Raw genomic sequence first — 23,546 nt, forward strand, 5'->3', positions numbered from 1 at the left:
GAAAAGGAGCTAGGACCAATTAAGCTACGGAATCATGATAGGGACCATATTTTTCACCGCTCGGCTTTGACGGTAAAATTTCCATGATCAGCAAGGCAATGCCGCCTACATAGGGCACCAGTCCGATAAGCAGCCACCATCCTGACAGGCCAATATCATGCAATCTTCTGACCTGGGCACCCAGGGTTGGTAGCAATAATGCCAGATAATAAATACCCAAAAGGATGATACCGGTATTTTTCATCTTGAGTAACATGATAATGATGATAATTATACCCAGAGCGACCAAAAAATTCATCAGGGCAAACCACCAGAACTCCGCCCGATGCATCCGTCCTTGAAACTGGAAGTAATTATTCTGGATGACATTGAGATACGCATTGACCATCCGCATGAGACTCTCTCCTGAAATTGTAGTGGTACCACCATATTCAAAATCAATGCTGGTCTGGAAAAGGGTGCTTCTTTAGGCTTTGAGAACCGTTACTTCACCCGTGGCGAGGCTGTAGTAAGCAGGGACGATTCGAAGAGTACCCTCGGAAATGCTTTTCGCTAGGAGAGGTGAGGATTTCGCCAGCAGTTTTGCTTGAATTCTCGCGTTATCATGGATGGCTGCACCAAGATGCTGGCCAGACTCCTGGATTGCTGGACGGATAAATTGATAGAGTGAAGTGATTTGACCGGGCGCATCGAAATCTGTCATTGCCGACTTGACTGCCCCGCAGTTACTATGACCGATTACCATGATCAACTTGGTGCCAAGGACGGCCACACCATACTCGAGGCTGGCTACCATTTCCGGGGTCGCGATATTGCCAGCAACGCGGGCAACGAAAACGCGTCCCAATTCCTGATCAAATATGGACTCAATAGGCACTCTGGAGTCTGAGCAGGAAAGGACTGCTGCAAAGGGTGTTTGTCTGTTGACAGTTTCTTCCAGCAGCACACCGATGGGTGCCTTGCAGGAAACCATTTTCCCGGACCTGAAGCGGCGGTTACCGTCCATCAAAGCGGCCAGTGCTGCCTCTGGTGTATCAATGTTAACGGGTTCGGGCGATTGGTCTAACACAGGTTTTGCTGTTTCTGCCAGAGCCACACCAGGTAGTGCGACGCCTGCTGATGCTACAGCCATTGCTTGCAAGAATTGGCGCCGCGAGTTCGTGTCAGATTTTTTTGCTTTTTTTGCAGTTGTGGTGGCTACCAATTCAATCGGTTTTTTAGATGCATCGTTCATGATGACTCCTTGGTTTTAAAAGAGATTTTAAGCAGGTTTGGCCTGCCAGCTTTTCATGCGGACTGCGGGTAAACTATTTGTTTGGCACTTGCCATGCAGGCCAACTTGTTTAGTGCAAATTTCTTAATGCTGGTCAGGAAAGAGAATATTCAGCTCCAGAACTTCAAAGTCACCTTTTCTTTCCATGCTGACCTTGATGTTGTTTTTATCTACTGGAATATATTTGGCAATCACCGTCAGTAATTCTTCTTGCAGGGCGGGCAAAAAATCAGGGCCCCCTTCCTCTCTTTCATGGGCAAGAATGAGCTTTAAACGGTCTTTGGCCACATTGGCCGTTTTTTTACGGGAACCGAGAATATAATCTAATATGGACATATCAGCCTCCAAACAGTTTCTTGAAAAACCCCACTTTCGGAGCCTGAATAAATCGGAGGGGTTTTTCTTCACCAAGGAAGCGGGCGACCACATCCTTGTAGGCTTCTGCTACATCGGTATTGCCCATATGGACGGCGGGAATCCCCTGATTGGAGGCTTGTAGTATGACTTCTGATTCTGGAATGACCCCCAGCAGCGGCGTACGTAACAATTCCTTGACGTCCTCCAACGAGAGCATTTCTCCCTCTTCCACCCGTTTGGGTGAATAGCGGGTGAGAAGCAAGTGCTCCTTGACCGGCTCTTCGCCCTGTTCGGCGCGGCGGGAGCGTGCGGCCAGAATTCCAAGGATACGGTCGGAGTCGCGTACGGAAGAAACTTCGGGGTTGGTCACGACAATGGCTTCATCCGCATGATACAGGGCCATGAGCGCGCCGGATTCAATACCTGCCGGAGAATCGCATACCACATAGTCAAAGTCCTGACGCAGTTCGTCCATGACCTTGGTGACGCCTTCCACGGTGAGTGCGTCCTTGTCCCGGGTTTGCGAGGTGGGGAGCACATAGAGGTTTTCGCAGTGCTTGTCTTTGATTAGGGCTTGCTGGAGTTTGGCTTCACCCTGAATGACATTGATGAGATCGTACACCACCCGGCGCTCACAACCCATGATCAAATCGAGATTACGCAAACCCACATCAAAATCGATGACCACGGTTTTAAAGCCGCGCAAGGCCAGACCGCTGGCAAAAGCTGCGCTGGTGGTGGTTTTACCTACCCCACCTTTGCCGGATGTGATGACAATTATTTTGGCCACGTTTGTTTCTCCCGATCATTATGAATTTAAGGGGGTAATATGCAGTTGCTCATCCCGGCTGTAAATCTGTGCGGCTTTTCCCCAGAGGGGATGGTCGCGTTCCAGGGTCCGGTACAAACCGGCAATGGAGACGAGTTCCGCCTCCAGGGACATACAGAAAATACGGGCATTTTCATCGCCATTAACGCCCGCAAGAGCGCGGCCCCGGAGCGGTCCATAGACGTGAATATTGCGGTCGGCAATGATTTCCGCACCGGCATTGACCGTCGCCAAACAAACCAGATCGCCGTTGCGGGCATAATTACGTTGGCCGCTGCGCACGGGATGATCAATCAGCAATCCGCCTCGCACATCGGCTGGCGGAGAGATATTTTGGGCGGGTGCCTCTGCGGGTGATGCCTGCGCTTGTCCCCTTAATAGGGGCAAATGCAGTGATAGGGCTAGTGCCTGTTGCGTAGCCGAGGCATTGCGTATGCCTACGGGCAACCATCCTGATTCCCGGAGGACGGTGATGATTTCTGTCAGGGCACCAGCTTCGGGAGTGGCGCGAAGGTCCAGCACTAAAGGTGAGGACTGGTGAAAAGCGACTGCTGAAGGGTGGCGACGATGTTCTTCATCAATGCGTGCCTTCAGCAAGGCGGGATCCTGTTGGTCCAGTTCCAGTACCGAGAGCGTAAATACACCCCCACTTATACGGAGAGGGGCTGGTGCAGGATGGTCTTGGTCAGGTATTTTGGCTGACATGTTTCACGTGAAACATTTCATGGGGTCTGTTTACGCCTCTTTCAGAAGGGGTCGTTTGTCGGTCTTCCCGTTCCAGGCCTCGGCATCGGGCAGGGCGCTTTTCTTGCGTAAAATAACGGGCCATTTTTTGGTCAGCTCGGCATTGATGGCGGTGAAATCCCGTTGGTCTTCGGGGACTTCATCTTCGGCAAAAATGGCATCGGCCGGACACTCGGGAATACATGCGGCACAGTCAATACATTCGTCGGGATCAATGACCAGAAAATTGGGTCCTTCATGAAAACACTCGACGGGACACACTTCGGCACAGTCCGTATATTTGCATTGGATACAGTTTTCGGTGACAACGTAAGTCATGCGCTGGTTACTTTTTTGCTGGCGCGCTTCCGTGGCGCGGGATTTGCGGATTTGTCCTTTTCGGTGGTGGCTGTCGTCTTTGCCGATTTTCGTGAGGCCGATTTTTTGGCCCCGGTAGTGGTGCTGGTTTCCTTGGCAGTACTTTTCGCCGCTTTCTTGGGAGCTTTACGTGCTGGTGCTGTTTTTTTTGCGGGCGTGGCACGTTTTTCCCGGGGCGGCGGGGGGGTGTAATTTGCCAGGAGGTCGGCGATTTCGGCTTCGCTCGCCGTCACCTGAAAATGAAACCCACATTCAGGCTGTGGGCAGGCAAGTTGTTCGCCCAGCCGCTTGCCACTTTTTTCGATCATGATGGGCCAAGCACAACGCGGGCAGGCTTTGGCAACGGGTGGACCCCAAACAGCATACGTACATTTAGGATAGGTGTTGCAGGAATAAAACACCTTGCCATAACGGCTGCGTTTTTCCACCAGCTCACCTTCGCCACAGAGAGAGCAAGCGACACCGGAAGATTTTGGTTGGGTCAGAGGTTCAATATGCTTGCATTCGGGATAACCACTGCATGAAATAAATCGTCCATAGCGTCCTGTCTTGTAAACCAGAGGCTTACCACAGTCCGGACAGTCTCGGCCCACCGGCTCGGGAGCTTCACGAGGCCCGTCCACAGGGCGGGTGTAATTACAATCAGGATAACCGGAACAGGCCACAAAACGACCATGCCGACCAAGCTTCAGGAAAAGGGGCTTGCCGCATTGGGGACAAGCTTCATCCAGGGCCTCGCTGGTCGCTTCGGCGCGGCTGACGCTGGCTTTTTCGTCCAGCAAGGCGCGAAAGGGGCCCCAAAATTCGTTGAGCACCGGCTGCCACTGTTTTTCCCCTCGGGAGATGGCATCCAGTTGGTCTTCCATGCCCGCCGTAAAATTATAATCCACATAGCGTTCAAAGTGGTTGGAGAGAAAACGGCCGACTACCCGACCAAGATCGGTGGGACGAAAACGGCGCTGCTCGGTTTCCACATATTCGCGATTCTGCAAGGTCTGAATAATACTGGCGTAAGTGGAAGGCCGACCAATGCCATGGGCCTCCAGGGTTTTCACCAGGGTAGCATCACTGTAGCGCGGCGGCGGCTCGGTAAAATGCTGTTCCGGATCAATGCCATGTACCTGGGGTTGATCGCCTTTTTTCAGGGGTGGTAAAAGCCGATGGTTATCGTCTTCGTCGTTCTCGTCCTTACCTTCCTGATACACCGCCATGAATCCTGGAAAAGTAACGGTGGAACCATTGGCGCGCAAGGTCCAGTGGGTGCCGGCATCCATATCCACGGCGACCATGTCCAGACGGGCGGCGGCCATTTGACAGGCCACACTGCGTTTCCAGATCAGGTCATACAGGCGCCAGAGATCCTTGTCGAGAATGTTTTGCAGTTTGTCGGGGGTGCGGGTGATATCCGTGGGGCGCACGGCTTCATGGGCTTCCTGGGCATTTTTGGTTTTGGTTTTGTAGCGACGCGGGCTTTCGGGGACAAATTCATCCCCGTACTGATGGCCGATGAATCCGCGAATCTCGGTAATGGCTTCTTCTGAAAGATTGACAGCATCAGTACGCATGTAACTGATGAGGCCGACGGTTTCGCTGCCGATATTGATGCCTTCATACAATTGCTGGGCTACGCGCATGGTCCGGCTGGCATTGAAACCGAGCTTGCGCGAGGCTTCCTGCTGCAGGGTGGAAGTGGTAAATGGCGCCGCAGGCTGACGCTGGCGATTTTTACGCTCGACTTCACGCACCTGCAGGGGTTGCCGCAGGATGTCGGCTTCCATCTCCTGGCGCATGCTTTCGGCCTGCTCCTCCCGGGTGATATCAAACTGTTCGAGTTTTTTCTGCTGCCAGTGGGTCAGCCGGCCGGCAAAGTCGCTGTCCTGGTGTTGCAGGCGTGCCGCAATGGTCCAGTATTCCTGGCTGACAAACGCTTCAATTTCATCTTCCCGTTCGCAGATCAAGCGCAGGGCCGCACTTTGTACACGCCCGGCTGAAAGACCGGGACGCACCTTGCGCCACAGCAACGGCGATAAATTGAAGCCCACCAGATAATCCAGGGCGCGGCGGGCCTGTTGGGCGTTGACCAGGTCCATGGCAATTTCGCGGGGATTGGCGATGGCTTCCTGAACGGCCTTTTTGGTAATTTCGTGGAAAACCACGCGCTGCGCCGGCTTTTTACCCAGTTGCTGGCGTTCCCGCAGAAGCTCGACCAGGTGCCAGGAAATCGCCTCACCTTCGCGGTCCGGGTCAGTGGCGAGCCAGAGCTTGTCGGCTTTGCGCAGTGCCTTGATGATGGCTTCTACATGCCTTTCATTGCGTTCAATGGCTTCGTAGCGCATGGCAAAATCATGTTCGGGATCAACAGCCCCTTCTTTGGGGCGCAGATCGCGAACGTGTCCATAGGAAGCCAGCACCTCAAAATCATCCCCCAGATATTTCTGGATGGTTTTGGCTTTGGCGGGAGATTCAACGATGACGAGTTGATGAGCCATAGATCAGTGCAGTATCCGGGTTCCGTCGGTATCCAACAAGGCATCCACCCAATAGGCTTCAGGGCCAGGATCATTGGCCATGACCATGAAGGCTACCCAGTCGAGGGTTTCCATATCCATATCCTCAAGATCGAGGGCCAGCAAGCGATCAATGATGCGTTCCCGCATGGCGCCATTGATCACGCCGAGGCGCTCCCAGTCGTGCAGTTGCCCCCGCGCCGCTACGGAAAGATTCTGCAGTTCATAGGGATGATAGGCGCGCAAGGCCCGGGGACTGGTGTCGTCCTGCTCTTCCACGGCAAAACCTTCCATCCAGTCGAGGGCGCGTTGAATATCCGCATCGGGAAAACCCACCGCACGCAGATGATCTTCGATAACGTCGTCATCCTCGTCGTCGAGATGGTCCAGTAGGTAACTGATAATGTCTATAACGTCTTCCATGCCAGAGCCTTCAGGATACCGGAGGGAGGCGACAGAACCGGCCGCCGGGGCTGGCCGTAAGATAACCTGATATTTCCATTTCCAAGAGGATGGCCGAAAGCTCGCCCAGCGTCAATCCACATCGCGTGGCAATTTCTTCGGCGCTCAGCGGATCAAAGTCCATAGCGGCCCAAACCCGGGCCTGGCGGGGGTCTTCAGGTGTCCAGTTATCCGGAGCTGCAACGGGCCGCGCCTGACGTAAGGCTCCATAAAGCGGACCCAGCTCGCTGAGCACGTCCTCAGCACTTTCCACCAGTTTGGCGCCTTCGCGAATCAGACGATGGGGGCCTCTGGATAAAGGAGAATGAATTGAGCCTGGAACTGCAAACACTTCTCGCCCCTGCTCCATGGCCAGTCGGGCGGTTATCAGCGAACCGCTGTTTTCGGCCGCCTCGACAATGAGTACGCCCAGGCTGAGGCCGCTGATGATGCGATTGCGGCGCGGAAAAAGACCGCTATGGGGACCGGTTTCAGGAGCTTGCTCGCTGATAATCAGGCCGTGCTCGATGAGGCGATGGGCCAGTTGCAGATTGGCGCGGGGATAAATCAGATCAGCGCCCGTGCCCAGGACTGCTACGGTGCCACTGGCCAAAGCACCGCGATGGGCTGCCGCATCAATGCCCAGGGCCAGACCGCTGGTAATGCACAGGCCGGATTCTCCCAGACTGCGGGCAAAAGCCTCCGCCGTGATAGCCCCGCTCGCGCTGGCCGAACGACTGCCGACAATGGCAAGCATGGGCTGTCCCAGACAGGAACGTTGACCACGGATAAACAGGAGTGGTGGTGGGTCAGGGATTTGTCGCAACAAGGGCGGGTAGTCAGCATCCGTCCAGCGACATAAATCCGTATCTGGACTATTCAGCCAGCGGCAATCGGCAGCCGTGAGCAAATCTTCAGGTTCCTTTTGCAGGGCCTGAATTTGTTTTGCCGACAAGCTCAGGTCCTGCAACATACTGGCACCCGTTTGAAAACAGGCGGCGGCCGTGGTGAAACGCGCCAGTAAGGCCTGCTGCCGAAGGGGTCCCAGACCGGATATTCGGCAGAGCGCCAACCAGGCCGCATCAGACATTATTTTGCTGCAGAAGCAGTAGTCTGACCGGGACTGTGGATTTCATCCCCCACAGTGATGTCACGACTGGCCGTAGTGATCACCGCATAAGATACGTGCGGGAACAAACGAAAAACCATAAGGCTACCGATGGTCTGGGCGGGAAGGGCAAAGGGCTTGCCGGTAACGGCATTGCGCGCTACCGCACCGCCACGCTGGATTTGCAGGATATTACCGAGCTTGAGTTCATTGTCGCTGCCCTGATCGATGACGACGACCTGACCAACGGTGAGCGCCGGATTACTCTCCAGTTGCGCGATGATGTGTCCTTCTATGGATTGTTGCGGTGCGCTCGGAAAATAATGGGGGATAGCGGTTTTAGCCATAGGCACAAGGCGTTCACCCAGATCAATTTCCCGGTGAACTTTGGTGATCTGCACCGCCGCGTGGTGGCCGCTTTGGGTGACCGTCACTTCGCCCAGATCTTCCAGAGCAAAACCCAAAGAGCGATGGGTTTTGGCCTGGAATAACTCCGGCCCCAGAGCGACAATCTGGAAGTGTTTGCCAACAGCGACATTTTTCAATCCGACGGTGTACAGCGTATTGCCGGTCACATAGGTAGGCCTTTGCTTGGCCGCAGCTGCCAGATAGGGCAGTTTGGCGAAGTCTTTTTTACTGGCGATGACGCCGGGGCTGCCCAGAAAGGGCATGACTTCGCCGGTAGACACCGAAGGTACAGGTTCTGACGTCATCTGCGGGCGCAGTTCCACAAAATGGGAGCCGCTGCTGAAGGGTGATTCGAGGCTGAGCTCAGGCTCACCATTGGCGCCATAGCGCAGCACAATCCGATCGCCAGGGTAAATCAGGTTGGGATTTTTGATGTAGGGATTCTTGTGCCATATCTGCGGCCACTGCCAGGGGTGTACCAGAAAATGACCAGCGATGCCCCATAGGGTATCACCGGGCTTGACGGTATAAGTTTGCTGGGTACGCAGTTGTATGCTGGCAGGTGCTGCCTGGGCTATGACCGGGGTCAGGGCGCTTATACCGAGGCTGAAAACAAGGGTGCGCCATCTATGTTTGTGCATGTAATGATCTCCACTGGACTTCCGCAAGGGATAGTATTAGTCCAAGATACGTTTTTTGCCGGAAAGTCCTGACATCAATTGGTGGTAATATGTCCCTTCTGAAAATACTCGAATTTCCCGATACCCGCCTCAAGGACATGGCGCAGCCCATCGTCCGGGTGGATAAACAGGTCCAGCAACTCGCCGATGACATGGCGGAAACCATGTACGACGCCCCGGGTATCGGTCTCGCCGCCCCCCAGGTGGCGGCCGGACAACGACTGATTGTCGTGGATGTCTCGGAAAATCGCAATGATCTGATGGTACTGGTAAATCCAGAAATTATCGCCCGCAGTGGTGAAGAAGAAATGAAAGAGGGTTGCCTGTCGGTCCCGGGGGTACTGGAAACGGTCCGGCGTGCGGAAAAAATCACCCTGCGGGCTTTGACAGTGCAAGGAAAAACCATTGAACTGGAGGCGGATGGCTTGCTGGCTGTGTGCATACAGCATGAGATTGATCATCTGAACGGCACCCTGTTCGTGGATCATCTCTCACGTCTTAAACAGAATCTGATCCGCCGCAAGGCGGAAAAGCGAGCGCGGCAAAGTGAGTAAGCGCCTGGTATTTGCGGGGACTCCGGCATTCGCCCGTATGATCCTGGAGGAATTGCTGGCCGGACCGGAAACCCTGGTGGGGGTGTTCACCCAGCCAGATCGTCCCGCCGGGCGTGGCCGTCATTTGCAGGAAAGTCCGGTCAAGCAGCTGGCCCGGGAGGCCGGTATCCCGGTATTCCAGCCGGAGTCCTGCAAAACTCCGGAATCTCTGGAACTGCTGCGCAGCTTGCAGCCGGATCTTTTGATTGTGGTGGCCTATGGACAGATTCTGCCCCAGGCCATTCTCGATGTTCCGCGTTTCGGTGCTCTCAATGTCCACGCCAGTATCCTGCCCGCCTGGCGGGGTGCGGCGCCCATCGCCCGGGCCATTGCCGCCGGAGATACGGAAACTGGCGTGGCCATCATGCAGATGGAGGCCGGACTGGATTCCGGACCGGTGCGGCATGTGCTGACTTGCCCCATACATCCCGATGACACGGCGACCAGTCTCCATGACCGCTTGGCCGTGCTGGGTAAGACCGCCCTCCGCCAGGCGCTGGATGATCTCTGGGCGGGCCGTTCCGTGGCGGTCCAGCAGGATGAAAGCCGGATGACTTATGCCCGTAAACTCAAAAAAGAAGAAGCTTTGCTGGACTGGCAGTTGCCCGCCACACAACTAGATCGGCAAATCCGCGCCTTCAATCCCAGCCCTGTGGCCCACACCCAGTTCCGTGAAAAAAGTCTGCGCGTCTGGCAGGCGCGGCCTCTGGACGAGCCGGCAGACCTGCCCCCCGGAAGTATTACCGCCATTCACAAGGAGAGCCTCCGGGTAGCCTGCGGGAAAGGGCAGCTCGAATTATTGCTCTTGCAACCGGCGGGTAAAGGGAAGCTCGCGGCGGGTGATTTTATCCGAGGCTATCATCCCAGCAGGGGAGAATCGTTAGGATGAGTAAAAAAACAACGCCGAAACGTAATACCGGTATGGCCGATGGGACATTGCTGCGGCGCACCGCCATTCAGGTGCTGGCGGCTGTGGATGAAGGCGAAAAAGTTGACCAGGCGCTGGCCGGAAGCCCGGTCAGTGGCCCGGAGCGGGCGACCTTGCAGTGGCTGGTATTGGGGACCTTGCGGGAATATCTGTTACTACAAAAATTATCGGGCTTGTTGCTGCGCAAAAGCTGGCGCGAAGAAGACCGCGATCTGGGATTCCTGCTGCATCTGGCGCTCTTTGAATTGCGCCATGGTCAACGACCCGCTTTTGCGGTGGTGAACGACTGGGTAGAGATGGTCGAAACGCTGCAGAAATCCTGGGCCAAGGGATTGATGAATGCCGTCCTGCGGCGCTTTCTGCGTGAGCGCGAGGCCCTGGAAAGGCAGCTGGCCGATCCAGATCTGGGTCATCCAGCCTGGCTGGCGGCACGCCTGCGCGCGGCCTACCCTGAGGAATGGCCGGAGATTGCCGCCGCCAATAATCAACCGGCCCCGCTCTGGTTGCGGGTGAATACCCTGCGGATCAGTCCAGAAGATTATCGCGAGGCGCTTGCAGCCCAGGGTTTGTCCTGTCGGGGGGTCGAATGGAGTGAAGCCGCCCTCTGTCTGCCCGAAAGTATTCCGGTCGCCACCCTACCGGGCTGGGATGCTGGCTGGGTGGCTGTTCAGGATGCGGCCGCCCAGATGGCTGCTCATATACTGGCACCCCAGAGTGAGGAGCGGGTGCTGGATGCCTGCGCGGCCCCTGGCGGAAAAACTGCCCATCTCTGGGCAGTGGGCGCGCGCCGCCTGGATGCCCTGGATCGCTCTGCAGAGCGTTTGCAGAGGGTGCGGGAAGCGCTCTACCGGCAAGGCGCTATTGCTCACTTACAGGTAGCCGATGCTGGAGAGCCGCAGAGTTGGTGGAATGGCGAGTTCTATGACGCCATTCTTCTGGATGCTCCCTGTACGGGTATTGGCGTGATTCGCCGCCATCCCGATATCCGCCTGCGACGGCAGGAAGAGGATGTAGTGCATGCCGTAGCCCAGCAACGCCAGCTCCTCGACGCCTTGTGGACTTGTCTGCGTCCGGGTGGGCGTCTGCTATATGCGACCTGTTCGATTCTGCCGGAAGAAAATTTGCTGCAGATTCGCGCTTTTCTGGAGCGACACGAGGATGCCCGCCAGCAGTACCATCCCCTCACCGGCCAGCACTTGCCCGGTCAGCAGGATATGGATGGTTTTTACTATGCACTGCTGGTAAAAGCCGAATGATTTTTTCGCCGGCTGTCGCTATGGCCCGGGGAAGGACCGCAGCCAGGGGGAACCGAGCTTTCTGGTCAAGCCTTGTTCTGGGCTTGTTTTTTTGCCTTGGCCCCGGCTGGGCGTTGGCGGACACCGCGTTTCACGTGAAACATTTGCAGGCCATCCCGGAAATGAACCGGGTCAATATCAGTGCCCAGGTGCAGATCAGCAAGGAAGCCTTGCTGCAGGACATCCTCGATCAGGGGCAGACCATCATCTGGGTCATCAAGGTACAATGGCGGGAGCCGGAGCCCTTTTCTTTCATTTCCGGGCTGGGAACCCATGCCCAAAAGGAAGAGCGCTGGCAGATACATTATTATCCGCTCACCAATGAATATGCCTTGAGCAATGGCGCGGGTGCGCTCCGCCTCTTCCATCACTGGCAAGATCTGGTCCGTGTTTTAGAACAGATTCATGACTTTATCCTGCCTTTGCAGCAGGGTGCGGCGCGGGGCCAGGTGGCCCTGCGGGTTTATGTGGATATTCAGGCCTTGCCGCTCCCGCTGCGCCTGCGCGCCCTTCTGGATCATTGGAAACTGGAGTCCCCATGGATCGTCAGCGCCCCCCTTTCAAGCTGAGAAACTGGTTGCGTGCCCTCAATGCCGGAGCGGCACCGGAAAAGCAGCGGGTGGGTCCCCGCTGGGGAGCTATTTTACTCCTTCTGGCCATTTTGGGTTTTCTGGCGATCAACTTTTTCACCAGTGCTGGTGGGCCGTTAAGCCGTTATTTTGTGCCCATGCTGGTGATTTCAGCAGGTATTGTGCTCTTTTTACTGATTCTGGTACTGGTGTCGGTGGTGGCGCTGCTGATTCGGCTGCGGCGCGGGGAGGTGGGTAGTCAGCTGGCTACCCGTCTGGTGGTGATTATTACCCTGCTCAGTTTTCTGCCCGCCGCCGTGGTGTTCGGGTTTTCCTGGCAGTATCTGAACCGGGGCGTCGATTCCTGGTTCAGTTCCGCTGTGCAAAGCGCCCTGGACCAGGCACTGAATGTGGCCAAGGCGGGCATTGACCGGTATCGCAATTCGACGCTGCTGGCAGCCGAAAGTATTGCCCAGGCGCTGGTGGGTGAATCGGACAGTAATGCCATCCTCACCGTCATTGCTCTGCGGGATCAATACCATTTGAGCAGCGTGACCCTGTTTTCTAGCGACAACCGGATTATTGCCACCAGCAGTAATAACCTGTCCCTGGCGCCACGCTTGCCGCGTCAGGAAATCCTGGCTATGGAAGAAGGCCGACCCACGGCCAACATTGAACCCGAAGCGGATGGCAGTTTACTGGTCAAGGCGCTGATTCCGGTGCTCAGTCCCCATCTGGGGCAAAGTAACCGGATGCTCTATGTCGAACAGCCCATTCCGGAGCAACTCACCAAGGCAGCAGAAGCCGTGCAGGTGGCGTATACCCGATATCATCAACTGATGCTGATGCGTGAGCCCATGAAAACGGCCTTTCAGCTCAGTCTCGCCGTGGCCCTCCTGTTGGCGGTGCTCTCTGCGGTGTGGATGGGCCTGCATCTGGCGCGGCGCCTGACCGCACCCATTGCCCGGCTGGCGGCGGGTACCCAGGCGGTGGCCCGGGGCGAGTTCATCCCCCTGCAGACCATTGCCAGCCAGGATGAGTTAGGTGTGTTGTTGCACTCCTTCAACAATATGACCCGGCAACTCGCCCGGGCCAAGCAGCAGGCTGCCGCCGCCCAGGAACAGGCCGAACAGCGTCGCCTTTATCTGGAAACCATGCTGGGCCAGCTCTCCAGCGGAATTCTTACTTTTGATGGCGAAAACTGTCTGGCTGAGGTGAATGCCGCCGCCGCCCAGATTTTGCAGGAAGATTTAGCCAGGGGCAGTGCTCTGGCGGAACTGCAGGACGGGGCTATTCTCGAACCCCTCTGGAAGCTGGTGACGGAGTGGGTGGAACATCCGCGCAGCGCCATGCAGAAAGAGCTGCAATTGGAGCGTAGCGATGGTCCGCAAACCCTGATTGTGCATGGTGCACAATTTTCCGATGACGCCGGCAGCAAGGGCTTTGTCGTGGTTTTTGATGACATCAGCACCCTGGTTTCTGCCCAGCGCAGCGCTGCCTGGAGCGAAGTGGCCCGGCGCCTGGCCCATGAAATCAAAAATCCCCTGACCCCCATCCAGCTTTCCGCCGAAAGGCTGCGGCGCAAGTACTTGGAAAAACTGGGCGACGAAGGAGAAACCCTGGATCGGGCGACACGCACCATCATTCATCAGGTGGATGCCCTGAAAGTGCTGGTAGATGCCTTTTCCGAATATGCCCGGCAACCGCAAATCGAAATGCGGCCGCTGGATATCAATCAGTTGATTCTGGATGTCATGGACCTCTATCGTGGCCAGGAGAATGGTATAGAAATCCGTGCCGAACTGGGGGCGGATTTGCCGCCGGTCCGGGCTGACGTGCACCGTCTGCGACAGATTCTCAACAATTTACTGCGCAATGCCCTGGACGCCCTGCAAGGCAAGGAAGAAACCCCGGCGACAGGCAAACATATTGTGATTCATACCGGCTTGACGGACAGCGGTCCAGCAAAGATGCTAGAGTTGAGCGTGAGTGATGATGGTCCCGGTTTTCCCGCCGATCTGCTGGCAAGAGTTTTTGAGCCCTATGTGACCAGCAAGGTCAAAGGCTCAGGTTTGGGGCTGGCCATTGTCCGTCGCATTGTCGAAGAACATGGTGGCGTGATTGTGGCCGACAATCAGGGCCTTAATGGTGGCGCACGCATTGTAATGGATTTTCCCCTGGTTTGAGCTGGATTTTCTGGAGGTGGCATGGAAGCGGCAAGATTGAAGATTCTGATCGTCGATGATGAACCCGATATCTGCCAGACCCTGGCAGATATTCTCGAAGATGAGGGCTATCAGGTAGAAACGGCGGGCAGTGCCGCCGCTGCCGAGACGTTTTTGCGCGACCAGATGGTCGATCTGGTGCTCCTTGATATCTGGATGCCGGGCGAAGATGGGATTACCTTGTTGCGGCGCTGGGCGGACGCAGGTCTGGAGCAGCCGGTGGTCATGATGTCCGGCCACGCCACCATCGAAACGGCGGTGCAGGCCACCAAGCTGGGTGCCTATGATTTTGTCGAAAAACCCCTATCTCTGGACAAAACCCTGCTGACCGTGGCCCATGCCCTGGAGGCGAGCCGTCTGCAGCGGGAAAACCGCGATCTGCGCGCGCAAACCGGCTGGGTGGATCGGCCCAGCGGTGAGAGTACCGCCATCCGTCAGTTTCGTGAACAACTCACCCGGGTTGCTGCCGTGGATTCCTGGGCCCTGTTACTGGGTGAGGCTGGCAGCGGCAAGGAAGTCGCGGCGCGCTATCTGCACCGGCAAAGTCGCCGGGCCCAGGGGCCTTTTGTGGACCTGCGGGCGGCGGCCATTGCCCGACCCAATGTGGCCATTGAGCTGTTTGGTAACGAAACCCAAGGCAAGCTGATTCGTGGCCGTCTGGAGGTGGCGCACGGCGGCACCTTGTTCATTGACGAAATTGCCGATATGGATCTGGAAACCCAGGCCCGCCTGTTCTCGGCCCTGCAGGAAAAGCGCATCATCCGGGTGGGCGGAACCACCCCGATTCCCGTGGATGTGCGCGTCATTGCCGGCAGTGCCCAGGATTTGTCCCAGGCGGTACAAAACGGCCAGTTTCGCAGTGATCTCTACTACCGCCTCAGTGCCCTGCCCCTGCGCGTCCCGCCACTGGCGGCCAGAACCCCGGACATTCCCGTACTTATTGAAGAGTTTGTGCATTTTTATGGGGCACGGGATGGCCTGCCCGGGCGGCGCTTCTCCCCCGATTCCATGGATGTGCTCAACCATTATCCTTGGCCCGGTAACATCCGCGAGCTGCAAAATCTGGTCGAGCGCCTGCTGATTCTGGCGGAAGGCCCGGAAATCAGTGCCGAGGAAATCGAGGGTGCCCTCGGTCTGGATAACCGGATGGCCCTTGCCAACAGCAGCTTTGATGAAGAAGATTTTGGCGGCACCCTGAAACGCGCCCGGGAACGCTTCGAGCGCGCCTTTCTCGAATATCATCTGGCGCGGAATGACTGGAATATTGCCCGTACCGCCGAAGTGGTCGGTCTTGAACGTACGCACCTGTACCGCAAGCTGAAAAATCTCAATATTGCCCTGAAGGGGGAGCGCCGGGTAGGCGATGAGGGTGAAGACGAGGATTGATCTGATAGTCTTTCCGGCTGCAATCCGGCAAGGCCCAGTAACGGCGTTGATCGGCACGCTTCCTGGTCGAACAATGGGGTAGACAAAAAGCCAATGCTATTGCGGATTCCAGTGATCCTGCTTAGAGTGGAAACAATTTTGATCTCTATAGGAACGCCGTTATGACCCAGCAACAGGATTTGCCCGCCAACGCCCCGGATTTTTGTGCGGGGATGCTCTACTTTGGTGAAAACTGGCCGGATTTTGATCAGTATGGCAAAGCATCGGCCATTGCTGCGGGTCAGAAGGGCGTTACCAATCCTCAGGCTCGGGAAGCCGTATATCAGTCGCTGCTGCTGGCGGATGCCCTGCGCTACTGTACCTTGCAAGTATGTACGGCCAAGTCTTCCGGTCACCCGGGAGGCTTTGCTTCCAGTGCCGAGGCCTATGCCGCCATGGTCATGCTCGGGCATACCAACATTGTCACTGAAGTTGGGCATCATGCTCCGGGCTTTTACAGTGCCATGTTCCTCGACAGCTCCCTCGAAGCCATGGGCATTCACAACATGAACGACATGATGGCGCGTTTCCGCGAACAGCATGGCCTGCTCGGTCATCTGTCCGGTGCCATCCCGGGTCTGCTGGCGCCCGCCGGACCGCTGGGACAGGGGCAGCACTTTGCCATGGCTGGCGCACTGCTGCATCCGGGCACCCTGTTTCCGGTGACCATCGGTGATGGCGGTTTTGGTGAGCCCTATGTGCTGAGTTCCATGAAACATTTCCATTTTGCCTATCCCCAGGTGACCAATTACCTACCCATCCTGGTCTGGAACGGCTTCAGTCAGGAACATCATTCCATGGTTTCCTTGATGAGCAATGAAGAAATGGTGGCCTACTGGCGAGCCCATGATTTTGATGAGGTCATCCTGATCGATGCCAAGGACTATGATGATGCCGGGCAGGAAGGCGCCTATGTCGACTCCACGCGCTTTTCCTTCGGACAACGGATGGCTTTCATGGAGGCTGTGCTCAGTGGCGCGGCCAAGGCGGCGCAAGGTGCTTTGACGGGTCGGCACACGGCATTCATTTTGAAACAGTTGAAGGGTGCCGGGGTGCATGTTTCCGGAGCCAAATCCCATAACCTGTATCCCAAGGACACTTTCGAGTCCCCGGAAATCAAGGCGGCCCTGGAAAAACGCGCATTGAGTCCGGAAGCCTGGGCTTTGGTCCGCGACAATTTCTCCCGCGCCGGGGGTGGACCTGCGGCACAGACGGCGGTCACTGAGCATGTGCTGGAAATCGCCCGCCTGGGTGAATTCCCTTTGCAGGACTTTGCCGTCGGCGAACAGGCGGTACCCGCCACCGCCATGGGTGCTCTGGTTGCCTGGCTAGGGCAGCAGGATCGGCGCTTTGTGGTGAGCAATGCCGATGGGAATGAAGCCTCGGCCATGAAAAACATCAATGACGCCCTGAAAATCCGTCACCCCACGGAAGACCCCCTCTACAACCAGCAGCCGGGCGGGCAGGTTTATGAACCCCTCAACGAGGATGCCTGTGCGGGACTGGCGGCGGGACTGGCGCTGTTTGGCAGTCGTTCCCTGTGGCTGTCCTATGAATCCTTTGCCATCAACGGCTGGCCGATCATGCAGACCGTAGGCCAGGCCATGGCGGAACTGCGTCGTACCACGCCCTCTGCCGTCTGCATGTTCACGGCAGGGGCACTGGAACAGGGGCGCAACGGCTGGACCCATCAACGTCCGGAAATCGAAAACTACTTTGCCGCGCAAATGCGCAACGGCAATGTATTCCTGCTTTACCCCACGGATGCCAACGTCATCCAGGCTGCCTATGAATATGCGGTGAACAGCGTCAACAAGGTGATGATCCTCATTGCCTCAAAAAGCCCGTTGCCGGTGCATCTGGATATGGCCCAGGCCCGTACGGCAGTGCGTAAGGGTGCCGCCGTGCTGTACGAAGGATCGGCGGGCAAGCGTGGCACCGTGACCCTGGCTGTGACCGGTGATATGGTCCTGCTGCCGGTATTTGCGGCTCGGGAAGTGCTGGAGAAAGAAGGTTATGGTGTGCGCATTGTCAGTGTCATCAATCCCCGGCAGTTGTATCGGCCCTCGGATGTGGCCGCTCACACCGTCTCCGAGCCTGATACGAATTTCATGACAGATGCGGAATTTCAGCAGCTCTTTGCCGGCGATATGCTTCTCACTATCGGTGGTGGCAGTTCCGCTGCCCTGGAGCCGGTGCTCCTGCGCAGTCGTGCGGCGCAGCGCGATACCCTGGCCTGGCAGCGCGGTGAAACCACAGCCACTGCTGGTGAACTGATGGCTTTCAATGGCATCACGGCCGAGGCCATTCTCCACAAGGTTCGGGGTTTTAGTGGGCATTAATCCAGCAGCCCGGCCCGGCAAAATCATCGTCATTGACGATGATCCCACCGGCTCGCAGACTGTCCACTCCTGCCTGCTGCTGACCCGCTGGGATCCCGATACCCTGCGCGAGGCTCTGGAGGATGCGGCACCGCTCTTCTTTGTACTGAGCAATACCCGGGGCATGACGGCGGCGCGTGCCGAACAGGTCACCCGGGAAATCTGCCGGAATCTGCATAGTGCCCTGGAGCGACTGGCCCTTACCGGACAGGAGGTGCAACCCTTGCTGGTGAGTCGTTCCGATTCGACCCTGCGTGGTCACTATCCGGTGGAAACCGATGTGATTGCTGAGGAGCTAGGCCCTTTTGATGCCCATTTTCTGGTCCCGGCATTTTTTGAAGGGGGCCGCATTACTCGGGACAGCACCCATTACGTGATACAGAACGGCGTGGAAGTCCCGGCCCATGAGACGGAATTTGCCCGGGATTCGGTATTTGCCTTTCAACACAGTTATCTGCCTGATTATGTGGCCGAGAAAACCCACGGTCGCATCCCGGCTGAACAAGTGCAGCGTTTTACCCTGGAAGATCTGCGTGCCGGTTGTCTGCCGCGCCTGTTGGCTCTGGAAAATAATGCCTGTGTGGTCGTGGACGCCGTCGAGCCTGCGGATTTGCAGGCTTTTGCCCGGGATTTACGGGCGGCTGCCGGGCAGGGCAAGCGGTTTCTATTCCGCAGTGCCGCCAGTTTGTTGACGGCCCTGGCCGATTTGCCACCCCAGCCGGTGTCTGCCGAAAACATGGTGCAACTGCGACGCGGGGACAAGGCGGGAGCTATCCTGGTAGGTTCCCATGTGCGTAAAAGTACCGAGCAGCTCAAACGCTTGCTGGAGGAACCGGGTCTGGAAGGGCTGGAGGTGGACGTGGATGCCTGTAGTGGCGAGGCCGGCATCAGGCAGCTATCGCGCTTGCTGGAGCAGGCCGCCAAAATCCACGACCAAGGCCGGGATCTGGTGATATTTACCAGTCGCAGCGAACGCCAGTTTTCCGATCAGGCGGCGCGTCTGGCTTTTGGTGAGAGCGTGTCGGCCTTTCTCATGAAGGTATTGCAGGGACTGCCCGAAGACATCGGCTTTCTCATCAGCAAGGGGGGCATCACCTCCAATGATGTATTGAGTAGTGGATTGGCTTTGCGCAAGGCGCGGGTGATGGGGCAGATTCTGCCCGGTTGTTCGGTGGTGTGCTGCCCTCCAGATCATCCCCGCTATCCGGATCTGCCCGTGGTCATTTTCCCCGGCAATGTGGGCGATGTCGAAAGTCTGGCGGTGGCCCGGCAACGCCTGCGCGGTCATTGAAGGCACCGGCTATGGCGGGCGATGGCGGTTCAGGGCAGGACGCATTTCTCGATGCCCTGCGCGCCGCACTGCCCGACGATGCCCTCCTCATTCACGAAGAAGATCTGCATCCCTACGAGTGCGATGGTCTTTCTGTCCTCAAGGCGTTGCCTCTGGCGGTGGCTTTGCCCCACAACCGCGAACAAGTGCAGGCGGTGCTGAAAGTCTGTGAGCAATTCGGGATAGGGGTGGTGCCCCGGGGGGCAGGGACCGGCCTCTCCGGTGGCGCGCGTCCCAATGCCGGAGCCATCGTCCTGTCCCTGGCGCGACTCAAGCAGATGCTCGCGGTGGATACCCGCAATCGTACTGCTCAGGTGCAGCCGGGAATGCGCAATCTGGCCATCAGTGAGGCGGTGCGCCCCCTGGGTTTGTACTATGCCCCGGACCCTTCCTCCCAGATCGCCTGTACCATTGGTGGTAATGTGGCGGAAAACTCCGGGGGAGTGCATTGTCTGAAATACGGCTTGACGGTCCACAACGTGTTGGCTCTGGAAGTCCTGGATGCCTCCGGCGAGCTGCTGCACATCGGCAGCCAAGCCCCGGACAGTCCCGGCTACGATCTGCTGGCACTGATGATGGGCTCGGAGGGTTTGCTGGGCGTGGTCACCGAATGCACGCTGCGCTTGTTGCCAATTCCGGAAAATACCCTGGTGATCCTGGCGGCTTTTCCCAGTGTGGGGGCTGCGGCAGATGCGGTGAGTGCCATTATTGCGGCAGGGATTATCCCTGCGGGCCTGGAAATGATGGATCAGTTGGCCATTGCGGCGGCCGAGGATTTTGTCCATGCCGGTTATCCCCGCGATGCGGCTGCCATTTTGCTCTGCGAACTGGATGGGAGCGAGGCGGAACTGCAGGTGCGACTCCACGCTGTCGAAAATCTGCTAGAGCAGCATGGGGCCGGCAGTATCCGCATCGCCAGAGATGCTGAAACCCGGTTGCTGCTCTGGAAGGGCCGCAAGGCTGCTTTTCCGGCAGTGGGGCGCCTGGCGCCGGATTATTACTGCATGGATGGGACCATCCCGCGCAAACGTCTGGCGGAGGTGCTGGAACAAATCGCCGCCTGGTCTGCGGAATATGGGTTACAGGTGGCCAATGTGTTTCATGCCGGAGATGGCAACCTGCATCCCCTGATTCTCTATGACGCCAATATCGAGAGTCAGTTACAGGCGGCAGAAGCCTTCGGCCAGGGTATTCTGGAACTTTGTGTGGCAGTGGGGGGCAGCATTACCGGAGAACACGGCGTCGGCGTCGAAAAACTGGACAGCATGTGTGCCCAGTTTACGCCAGCCGAGCTGGCCCAGTTGCATCGCATCAAGGCGGCTTTTGATCCCGAAGGACGGCTGAATCCGGGCAAGGCCGTCCCCAGCCTGCATCGCTGCGCAGAACTGGGGGCCATGCATGTCCACCACGGCCAGTTGCCCTTTCCCGAGCTGGAGCGCTTTTGATATGGACCAGAGCGTGATCTTGCAGGAACAGGTCCGCGAGGCCTACGCCCAGTCGCGTGCCCTCCATATTCAAGGATCTGGCAGCAAGCATTTTTACGGCCGCAGCGTTCGTCACGGCGAGCCTCTGCGGATGCGAGCACATCAGGGGGTAGTGGATTACGAGCCCAGTGAATTATTTATCACCCTGCGTGCCGGCACCACCCTGCAAAACCTCCAGGAACAGTTAGCTGAAGCCGGACAGATGTTGCCTTTTGAGCCGCCTTTTTTCGGAACAGAGGCCACCATTGGCGGGACCCTGGCCTGCGGTTTCTCCGGGCCACGCCGACCTTACGCCGGTTCCGCCCGGGATTATGTGCTGGGAGTGCAGCTGCTGAATGGACAGGGTGAAATCCTGCGTTTTGGCGGACAGGTCATGAAAAATGTGGCGGGCTATGATGTTTCCCGCCTACTGGTAGGTTCCTTGGGGACCCTGGGCGTTCTTCTGGAGGTCACCCTCAAAGTTCTGCCGCGTCCGGAACAGGAGCTGACCCTGGTGCAGGAGCTTCCCATGGCTGCGGCTATTGACCAGATGAATCAATGGGCTGCTCAGCCCCTGCCGGTGTCGGCCAGTGCCTGGTATGACAACTACTTATATTTACGCCTTTCGGGAGCGACCAAGGCGGTGGAGGCCGCAGGTCGCAAAATCGGTGGAGAAATACTCACCGGCGCAGACGCATTCTGGACGGATTTGCGGGAGCATCGGCATGAATTTTTTCAGGGCGATGCTCCCCTCTGGCGTCTGGCGGTAGCTCCGGCCAGCCCACCGCTGCCCCTGCCGGAAGCCACTCTCATTGAATGGGGCGGCGGGCAACGCTGGCTGCGCGGCCATCAGGATGCCGAAGCCTTGCAAGCGCTGGCGGCAAAACACGGCGGACACGCCACCCTGTTTCGTGGTGGGGATGGCAGCGGTGAAGTCTTCCATCCCCTGTCCCCGCACTTGCTGGCGCTGCAGCAACGCCTGAAAAAGGCCTTTGATCCACGCGGCATTTTGAATCCCGGCCGCCTGTACGCTGCCCTGTAGAGACGCCCATGCAAACCCGTATCGCTCCGCGTTTTGAGAATACTGCCGAAATGGCTGAAGCCGACGCCATTCTCCGCAGTTGCGTGCATTGCGGGTTTTGTACGGCCACATGTCCGACCTATCAGCTACTGGGTGACGAGCTGGATGGTCCGCGTGGCCGTATTTACCTCATCAAGGAGTTTTTGGGCGGGGCTCCGGCCAGCCATGAAAGCCTGAAGCATCTGGATCGCTGTCTGACCTGCCGCGCCTGTGAGAGTACCTGTCCCTCGGGCGTACGCTACGCCCGGCTGGCGGAAATTGGCCGCGAACAACTGGAAAAAGATATTTCGCGTCCGGCCTTGGAGCAACTGCAGCGTTCCGTACTGCGTGCCGTCATTCCCCATCCAGAGCGCTTTCGGCTGGCCTTGCAGTTGGGCAACCTGTTCAAACCCTTTCTGCCCGAAGCGCTGGCCCGTAAGGTCCCGGACTTGCCCCGTATAGCACCGGTTTCTGCCCCGGCAGCGGTTTCGGCAGCGACGGTTCCGGCAGAAGCGTTCGCGGCCACAGAATCTCTCACGGCTGCGCCGGTACGGCAGCCCAGCGTAATTGCCCTTGCTGGTTGCGTACAAAGTGTGCTGACGCCGCAAACCGGAGTCGCGCTGGAGCAGATTCTCGACCGGCTGGGTTATGTCATGACCACGCCCCCGGAAGCGGGCTGCTGTGGAGCCCTGAGCCTGCACCTCAACGCCCGTACCGAGGCCCATGATTACATGCGCCGCAATATTGATGCCTGGTGGCCCTATATTGCGGCCGGCGCCGAGGCCATTCTGGTCAGTGCCAGCGGCTGCGGCAGCATGGTCAAGGAATATGGAGAGGCCCTGCAAGAGGACCCTGATTATGCCGAAAAGGCCCGGCAGGTAGCAGCACTGGCACGGGATCCCAGCGAATGGTTGCTGGAGCATCTGCAGCAGTTGCCCCTGGAGCATCAAGAGCGCGGAACCCTGGCCTTTCATGCCCCTTGTTCACTCCAGCATGCCCAGCGCGTGCAGGGCAGTGTCGAAAAACTCTTGCAACGGGCGGGGTATACATTGACCGCAGTGGCCGATGGGCACCTCTGCTGCGGCTCGGCGGGTACTTATTCTATTTTACAGCCGGAATTATCCCGGCAACTGCGTCAACAAAAACTGGATGCCCTCCAACAGGGACAACCCTGCTCCATTGCCACTGCCAATATTGGCTGCCAGCTCCATTTGCAAGGCGGCACCGATTTACCGGTGCGGCATTGGCTGGAATTGCTGGCGGAGGCGTTGTTGCCTGAGAAGACTTGAAGGTTGTAACGAAATATAAGCGCCTGCTCGCCAGCAAGGATAAAGGCCGTCGTCGAAGCCGAAGCAAGGGAGCAAACCGCCCCCCCGGGCCGAAACAGCGAAAGACTTTCTGCACGATCCCTATGTGTAGGATCTTCTGAATCTGAACGCCAGCCGCTTCCTGGAAGGTGATCTGGAGCAGGCTATCATGGACTATCTGCAAAGCTTCCTGCTGGAATTGGGCTTTGCCTTCGTCGCCGGCCAGCAGCAGGTCGAGGAGCGCACCCTGTTTACCGTGGAATAGG

22 protein-coding genes are annotated in these 23,546 nt (G+C 57.4%); 12 read left to right on the forward strand and 10 right to left on the reverse strand.

The genetic code is table 11. The features are described 5' to 3' along the window. Positions 1-19 precede the first annotated feature (19 nt). The 10 genes from B1757_RS14365 to B1757_RS14410 all read right to left on the reverse strand — a co-directional run bounded on the left by B1757_RS14365 (position 20) and on the right by B1757_RS14410 (position 8,665). Complete coding sequence (locus tag B1757_RS14365) at positions 20-394, reverse strand: DUF805 domain-containing protein (protein WP_216360887.1); 375 nt, start codon at positions 392-394, stop codon at positions 20-22. A gap of 72 nt (positions 395-466) precedes the next feature. Next, positions 467-1,234, reverse strand: a complete 768-nt coding sequence (locus B1757_RS14370) for a carbonic anhydrase (RefSeq protein WP_101538974.1) — start codon at positions 1,232-1,234, stop codon at positions 467-469. A 123-nt stretch (positions 1,235-1,357) separates the two neighbouring features. Further along, positions 1,358-1,609: a cell division topological specificity factor MinE gene (minE, locus tag B1757_RS14375; RefSeq protein ID WP_010640915.1), complete on the reverse strand. Its 252-nt coding sequence runs from the start codon at positions 1,607-1,609 to the stop codon at positions 1,358-1,360. Position 1,610: 1 nt separating this feature from the next. Then, a complete protein-coding gene (gene minD, locus B1757_RS14380) occupies positions 1,611-2,420 on the reverse strand; it encodes a septum site-determining protein MinD (RefSeq protein ID WP_101538975.1) in 810 nt (269 codons plus the stop codon). Positions 2,421-2,438: 18 nt separating this feature from the next. Further along, a complete protein-coding gene (gene minC / locus B1757_RS14385) occupies positions 2,439-3,164 on the reverse strand; it encodes a septum site-determining protein MinC (RefSeq protein ID WP_101538976.1) in 726 nt (241 codons plus the stop codon). A gap of 30 nt (positions 3,165-3,194) precedes the next feature. Beyond that, a complete protein-coding gene (fdxA, locus tag B1757_RS14390) occupies positions 3,195-3,521 on the reverse strand; it encodes a ferredoxin FdxA (RefSeq protein WP_101538977.1) in 327 nt (108 codons plus the stop codon). Next, positions 3,518-6,049, reverse strand: coding sequence for a type I DNA topoisomerase (gene topA, locus B1757_RS14395; protein ID WP_101538978.1), 2,532 nt, complete (start codon positions 6,047-6,049; stop codon positions 3,518-3,520). Before topA ends, fdxA begins: the two co-directional genes overlap by 4 nt. Positions 6,050-6,052: 3 nt before the next feature. Further along, positions 6,053-6,490 (reverse strand): Smg family protein, encoded by a 438-nt coding sequence (locus B1757_RS14400; RefSeq protein WP_101538979.1) that lies wholly within the window; start codon positions 6,488-6,490, stop codon positions 6,053-6,055. Positions 6,491-6,500: 10 nt separating this feature from the next. After that, entirely contained in the window at positions 6,501-7,598 is a 1,098-nt protein-coding gene (gene dprA, locus B1757_RS14405) for a DNA-processing protein DprA (RefSeq protein WP_101538980.1), read from the reverse strand. Further along, positions 7,598-8,665 (reverse strand): LysM peptidoglycan-binding domain-containing protein, encoded by a 1,068-nt coding sequence (locus B1757_RS14410; protein ID WP_101538981.1) that lies wholly within the window; start codon positions 8,663-8,665, stop codon positions 7,598-7,600. The genes dprA and B1757_RS14410 overlap by 1 nt, the downstream gene beginning before the upstream one ends. An 89-nt stretch (positions 8,666-8,754) precedes the next feature. Here B1757_RS14410 and def point away from each other — a divergent pair, with 89 nt between their 5' ends. The 12 genes from def to B1757_RS15875 all read left to right on the forward strand — a co-directional run bounded on the left by def (position 8,755) and on the right by B1757_RS15875 (position 23,545). Continuing rightward, a complete protein-coding gene (gene def / locus B1757_RS14415) occupies positions 8,755-9,258 on the forward strand; it encodes a peptide deformylase (protein WP_101538982.1) in 504 nt (167 codons plus the stop codon). After that, on the forward strand, positions 9,251-10,186 hold the full coding sequence (fmt, locus tag B1757_RS14420) for a methionyl-tRNA formyltransferase (protein WP_101538983.1): 936 nt from the start codon (positions 9,251-9,253) through the stop codon (positions 10,184-10,186). Before def ends, fmt begins: the two co-directional genes overlap by 8 nt. Beyond that, positions 10,183-11,481 (forward strand): 16S rRNA (cytosine(967)-C(5))-methyltransferase RsmB, encoded by a 1,299-nt coding sequence (gene rsmB / locus B1757_RS14425; protein WP_101538984.1) that lies wholly within the window; start codon positions 10,183-10,185, stop codon positions 11,479-11,481. The genes fmt and rsmB overlap by 4 nt, the downstream gene beginning before the upstream one ends. Positions 11,482-11,615: 134 nt before the next feature. Then, the gene (locus tag B1757_RS14430) at positions 11,616-12,089 is read left to right on the forward strand and encodes a DUF4390 domain-containing protein (protein ID WP_253253883.1); all 474 of its coding nucleotides are present in this window, start codon (positions 11,616-11,618) and stop codon (positions 12,087-12,089) included. Then, on the forward strand, positions 12,059-14,275 hold the full coding sequence (locus B1757_RS14435; RefSeq protein WP_101538986.1) for a sensor histidine kinase: 2,217 nt from the start codon (positions 12,059-12,061) through the stop codon (positions 14,273-14,275). The genes B1757_RS14430 and B1757_RS14435 overlap by 31 nt, the downstream gene beginning before the upstream one ends. Positions 14,276-14,296: 21 nt before the next feature. Beyond that, a complete protein-coding gene (locus B1757_RS14440; RefSeq protein ID WP_101538987.1) occupies positions 14,297-15,700 on the forward strand; it encodes a sigma-54-dependent transcriptional regulator in 1,404 nt (467 codons plus the stop codon). A 161-nt stretch (positions 15,701-15,861) separates the two neighbouring features. Beyond that, positions 15,862-18,081 (forward strand): phosphoketolase family protein, encoded by a 2,220-nt coding sequence (locus B1757_RS14445; protein ID WP_101538988.1) that lies wholly within the window; start codon positions 15,862-15,864, stop codon positions 18,079-18,081. Further along, positions 18,071-19,411, forward strand: a complete 1,341-nt coding sequence (locus tag B1757_RS14450; RefSeq protein WP_253253884.1) for a four-carbon acid sugar kinase family protein — start codon at positions 18,071-18,073, stop codon at positions 19,409-19,411. Before B1757_RS14445 ends, B1757_RS14450 begins: the two co-directional genes overlap by 11 nt. A gap of 11 nt (positions 19,412-19,422) precedes the next feature. Then, positions 19,423-20,895, forward strand: coding sequence for an FAD-linked oxidase C-terminal domain-containing protein (locus B1757_RS14455; RefSeq protein WP_101538990.1), 1,473 nt, complete (start codon positions 19,423-19,425; stop codon positions 20,893-20,895). Then, positions 20,849-21,955, forward strand: coding sequence for a glycolate oxidase subunit GlcE (gene glcE / locus B1757_RS14460; protein ID WP_101538991.1), 1,107 nt, complete (start codon positions 20,849-20,851; stop codon positions 21,953-21,955). The genes B1757_RS14455 and glcE overlap by 47 nt, the downstream gene beginning before the upstream one ends. Positions 21,956-21,963: 8 nt before the next feature. Continuing rightward, positions 21,964-23,262: a glycolate oxidase subunit GlcF gene (gene glcF / locus B1757_RS14465; RefSeq protein ID WP_101538992.1), complete on the forward strand. Its 1,299-nt coding sequence runs from the start codon at positions 21,964-21,966 to the stop codon at positions 23,260-23,262. Positions 23,263-23,449: 187 nt separating this feature from the next. Beyond that, the gene (locus tag B1757_RS15875) at positions 23,450-23,545 is read left to right on the forward strand and encodes a DUF1016 domain-containing protein (protein WP_253253885.1); all 96 of its coding nucleotides are present in this window, start codon (positions 23,450-23,452) and stop codon (positions 23,543-23,545) included. Position 23,546 lies beyond the last annotated feature (1 nt).

It is taken from the genome of Acidithiobacillus marinus, from assembly GCF_002847505.1.
Taxonomy (GTDB): domain Bacteria; phylum Pseudomonadota; class Gammaproteobacteria; order Acidithiobacillales; family Acidithiobacillaceae; genus Acidithiobacillus; species Acidithiobacillus marinus.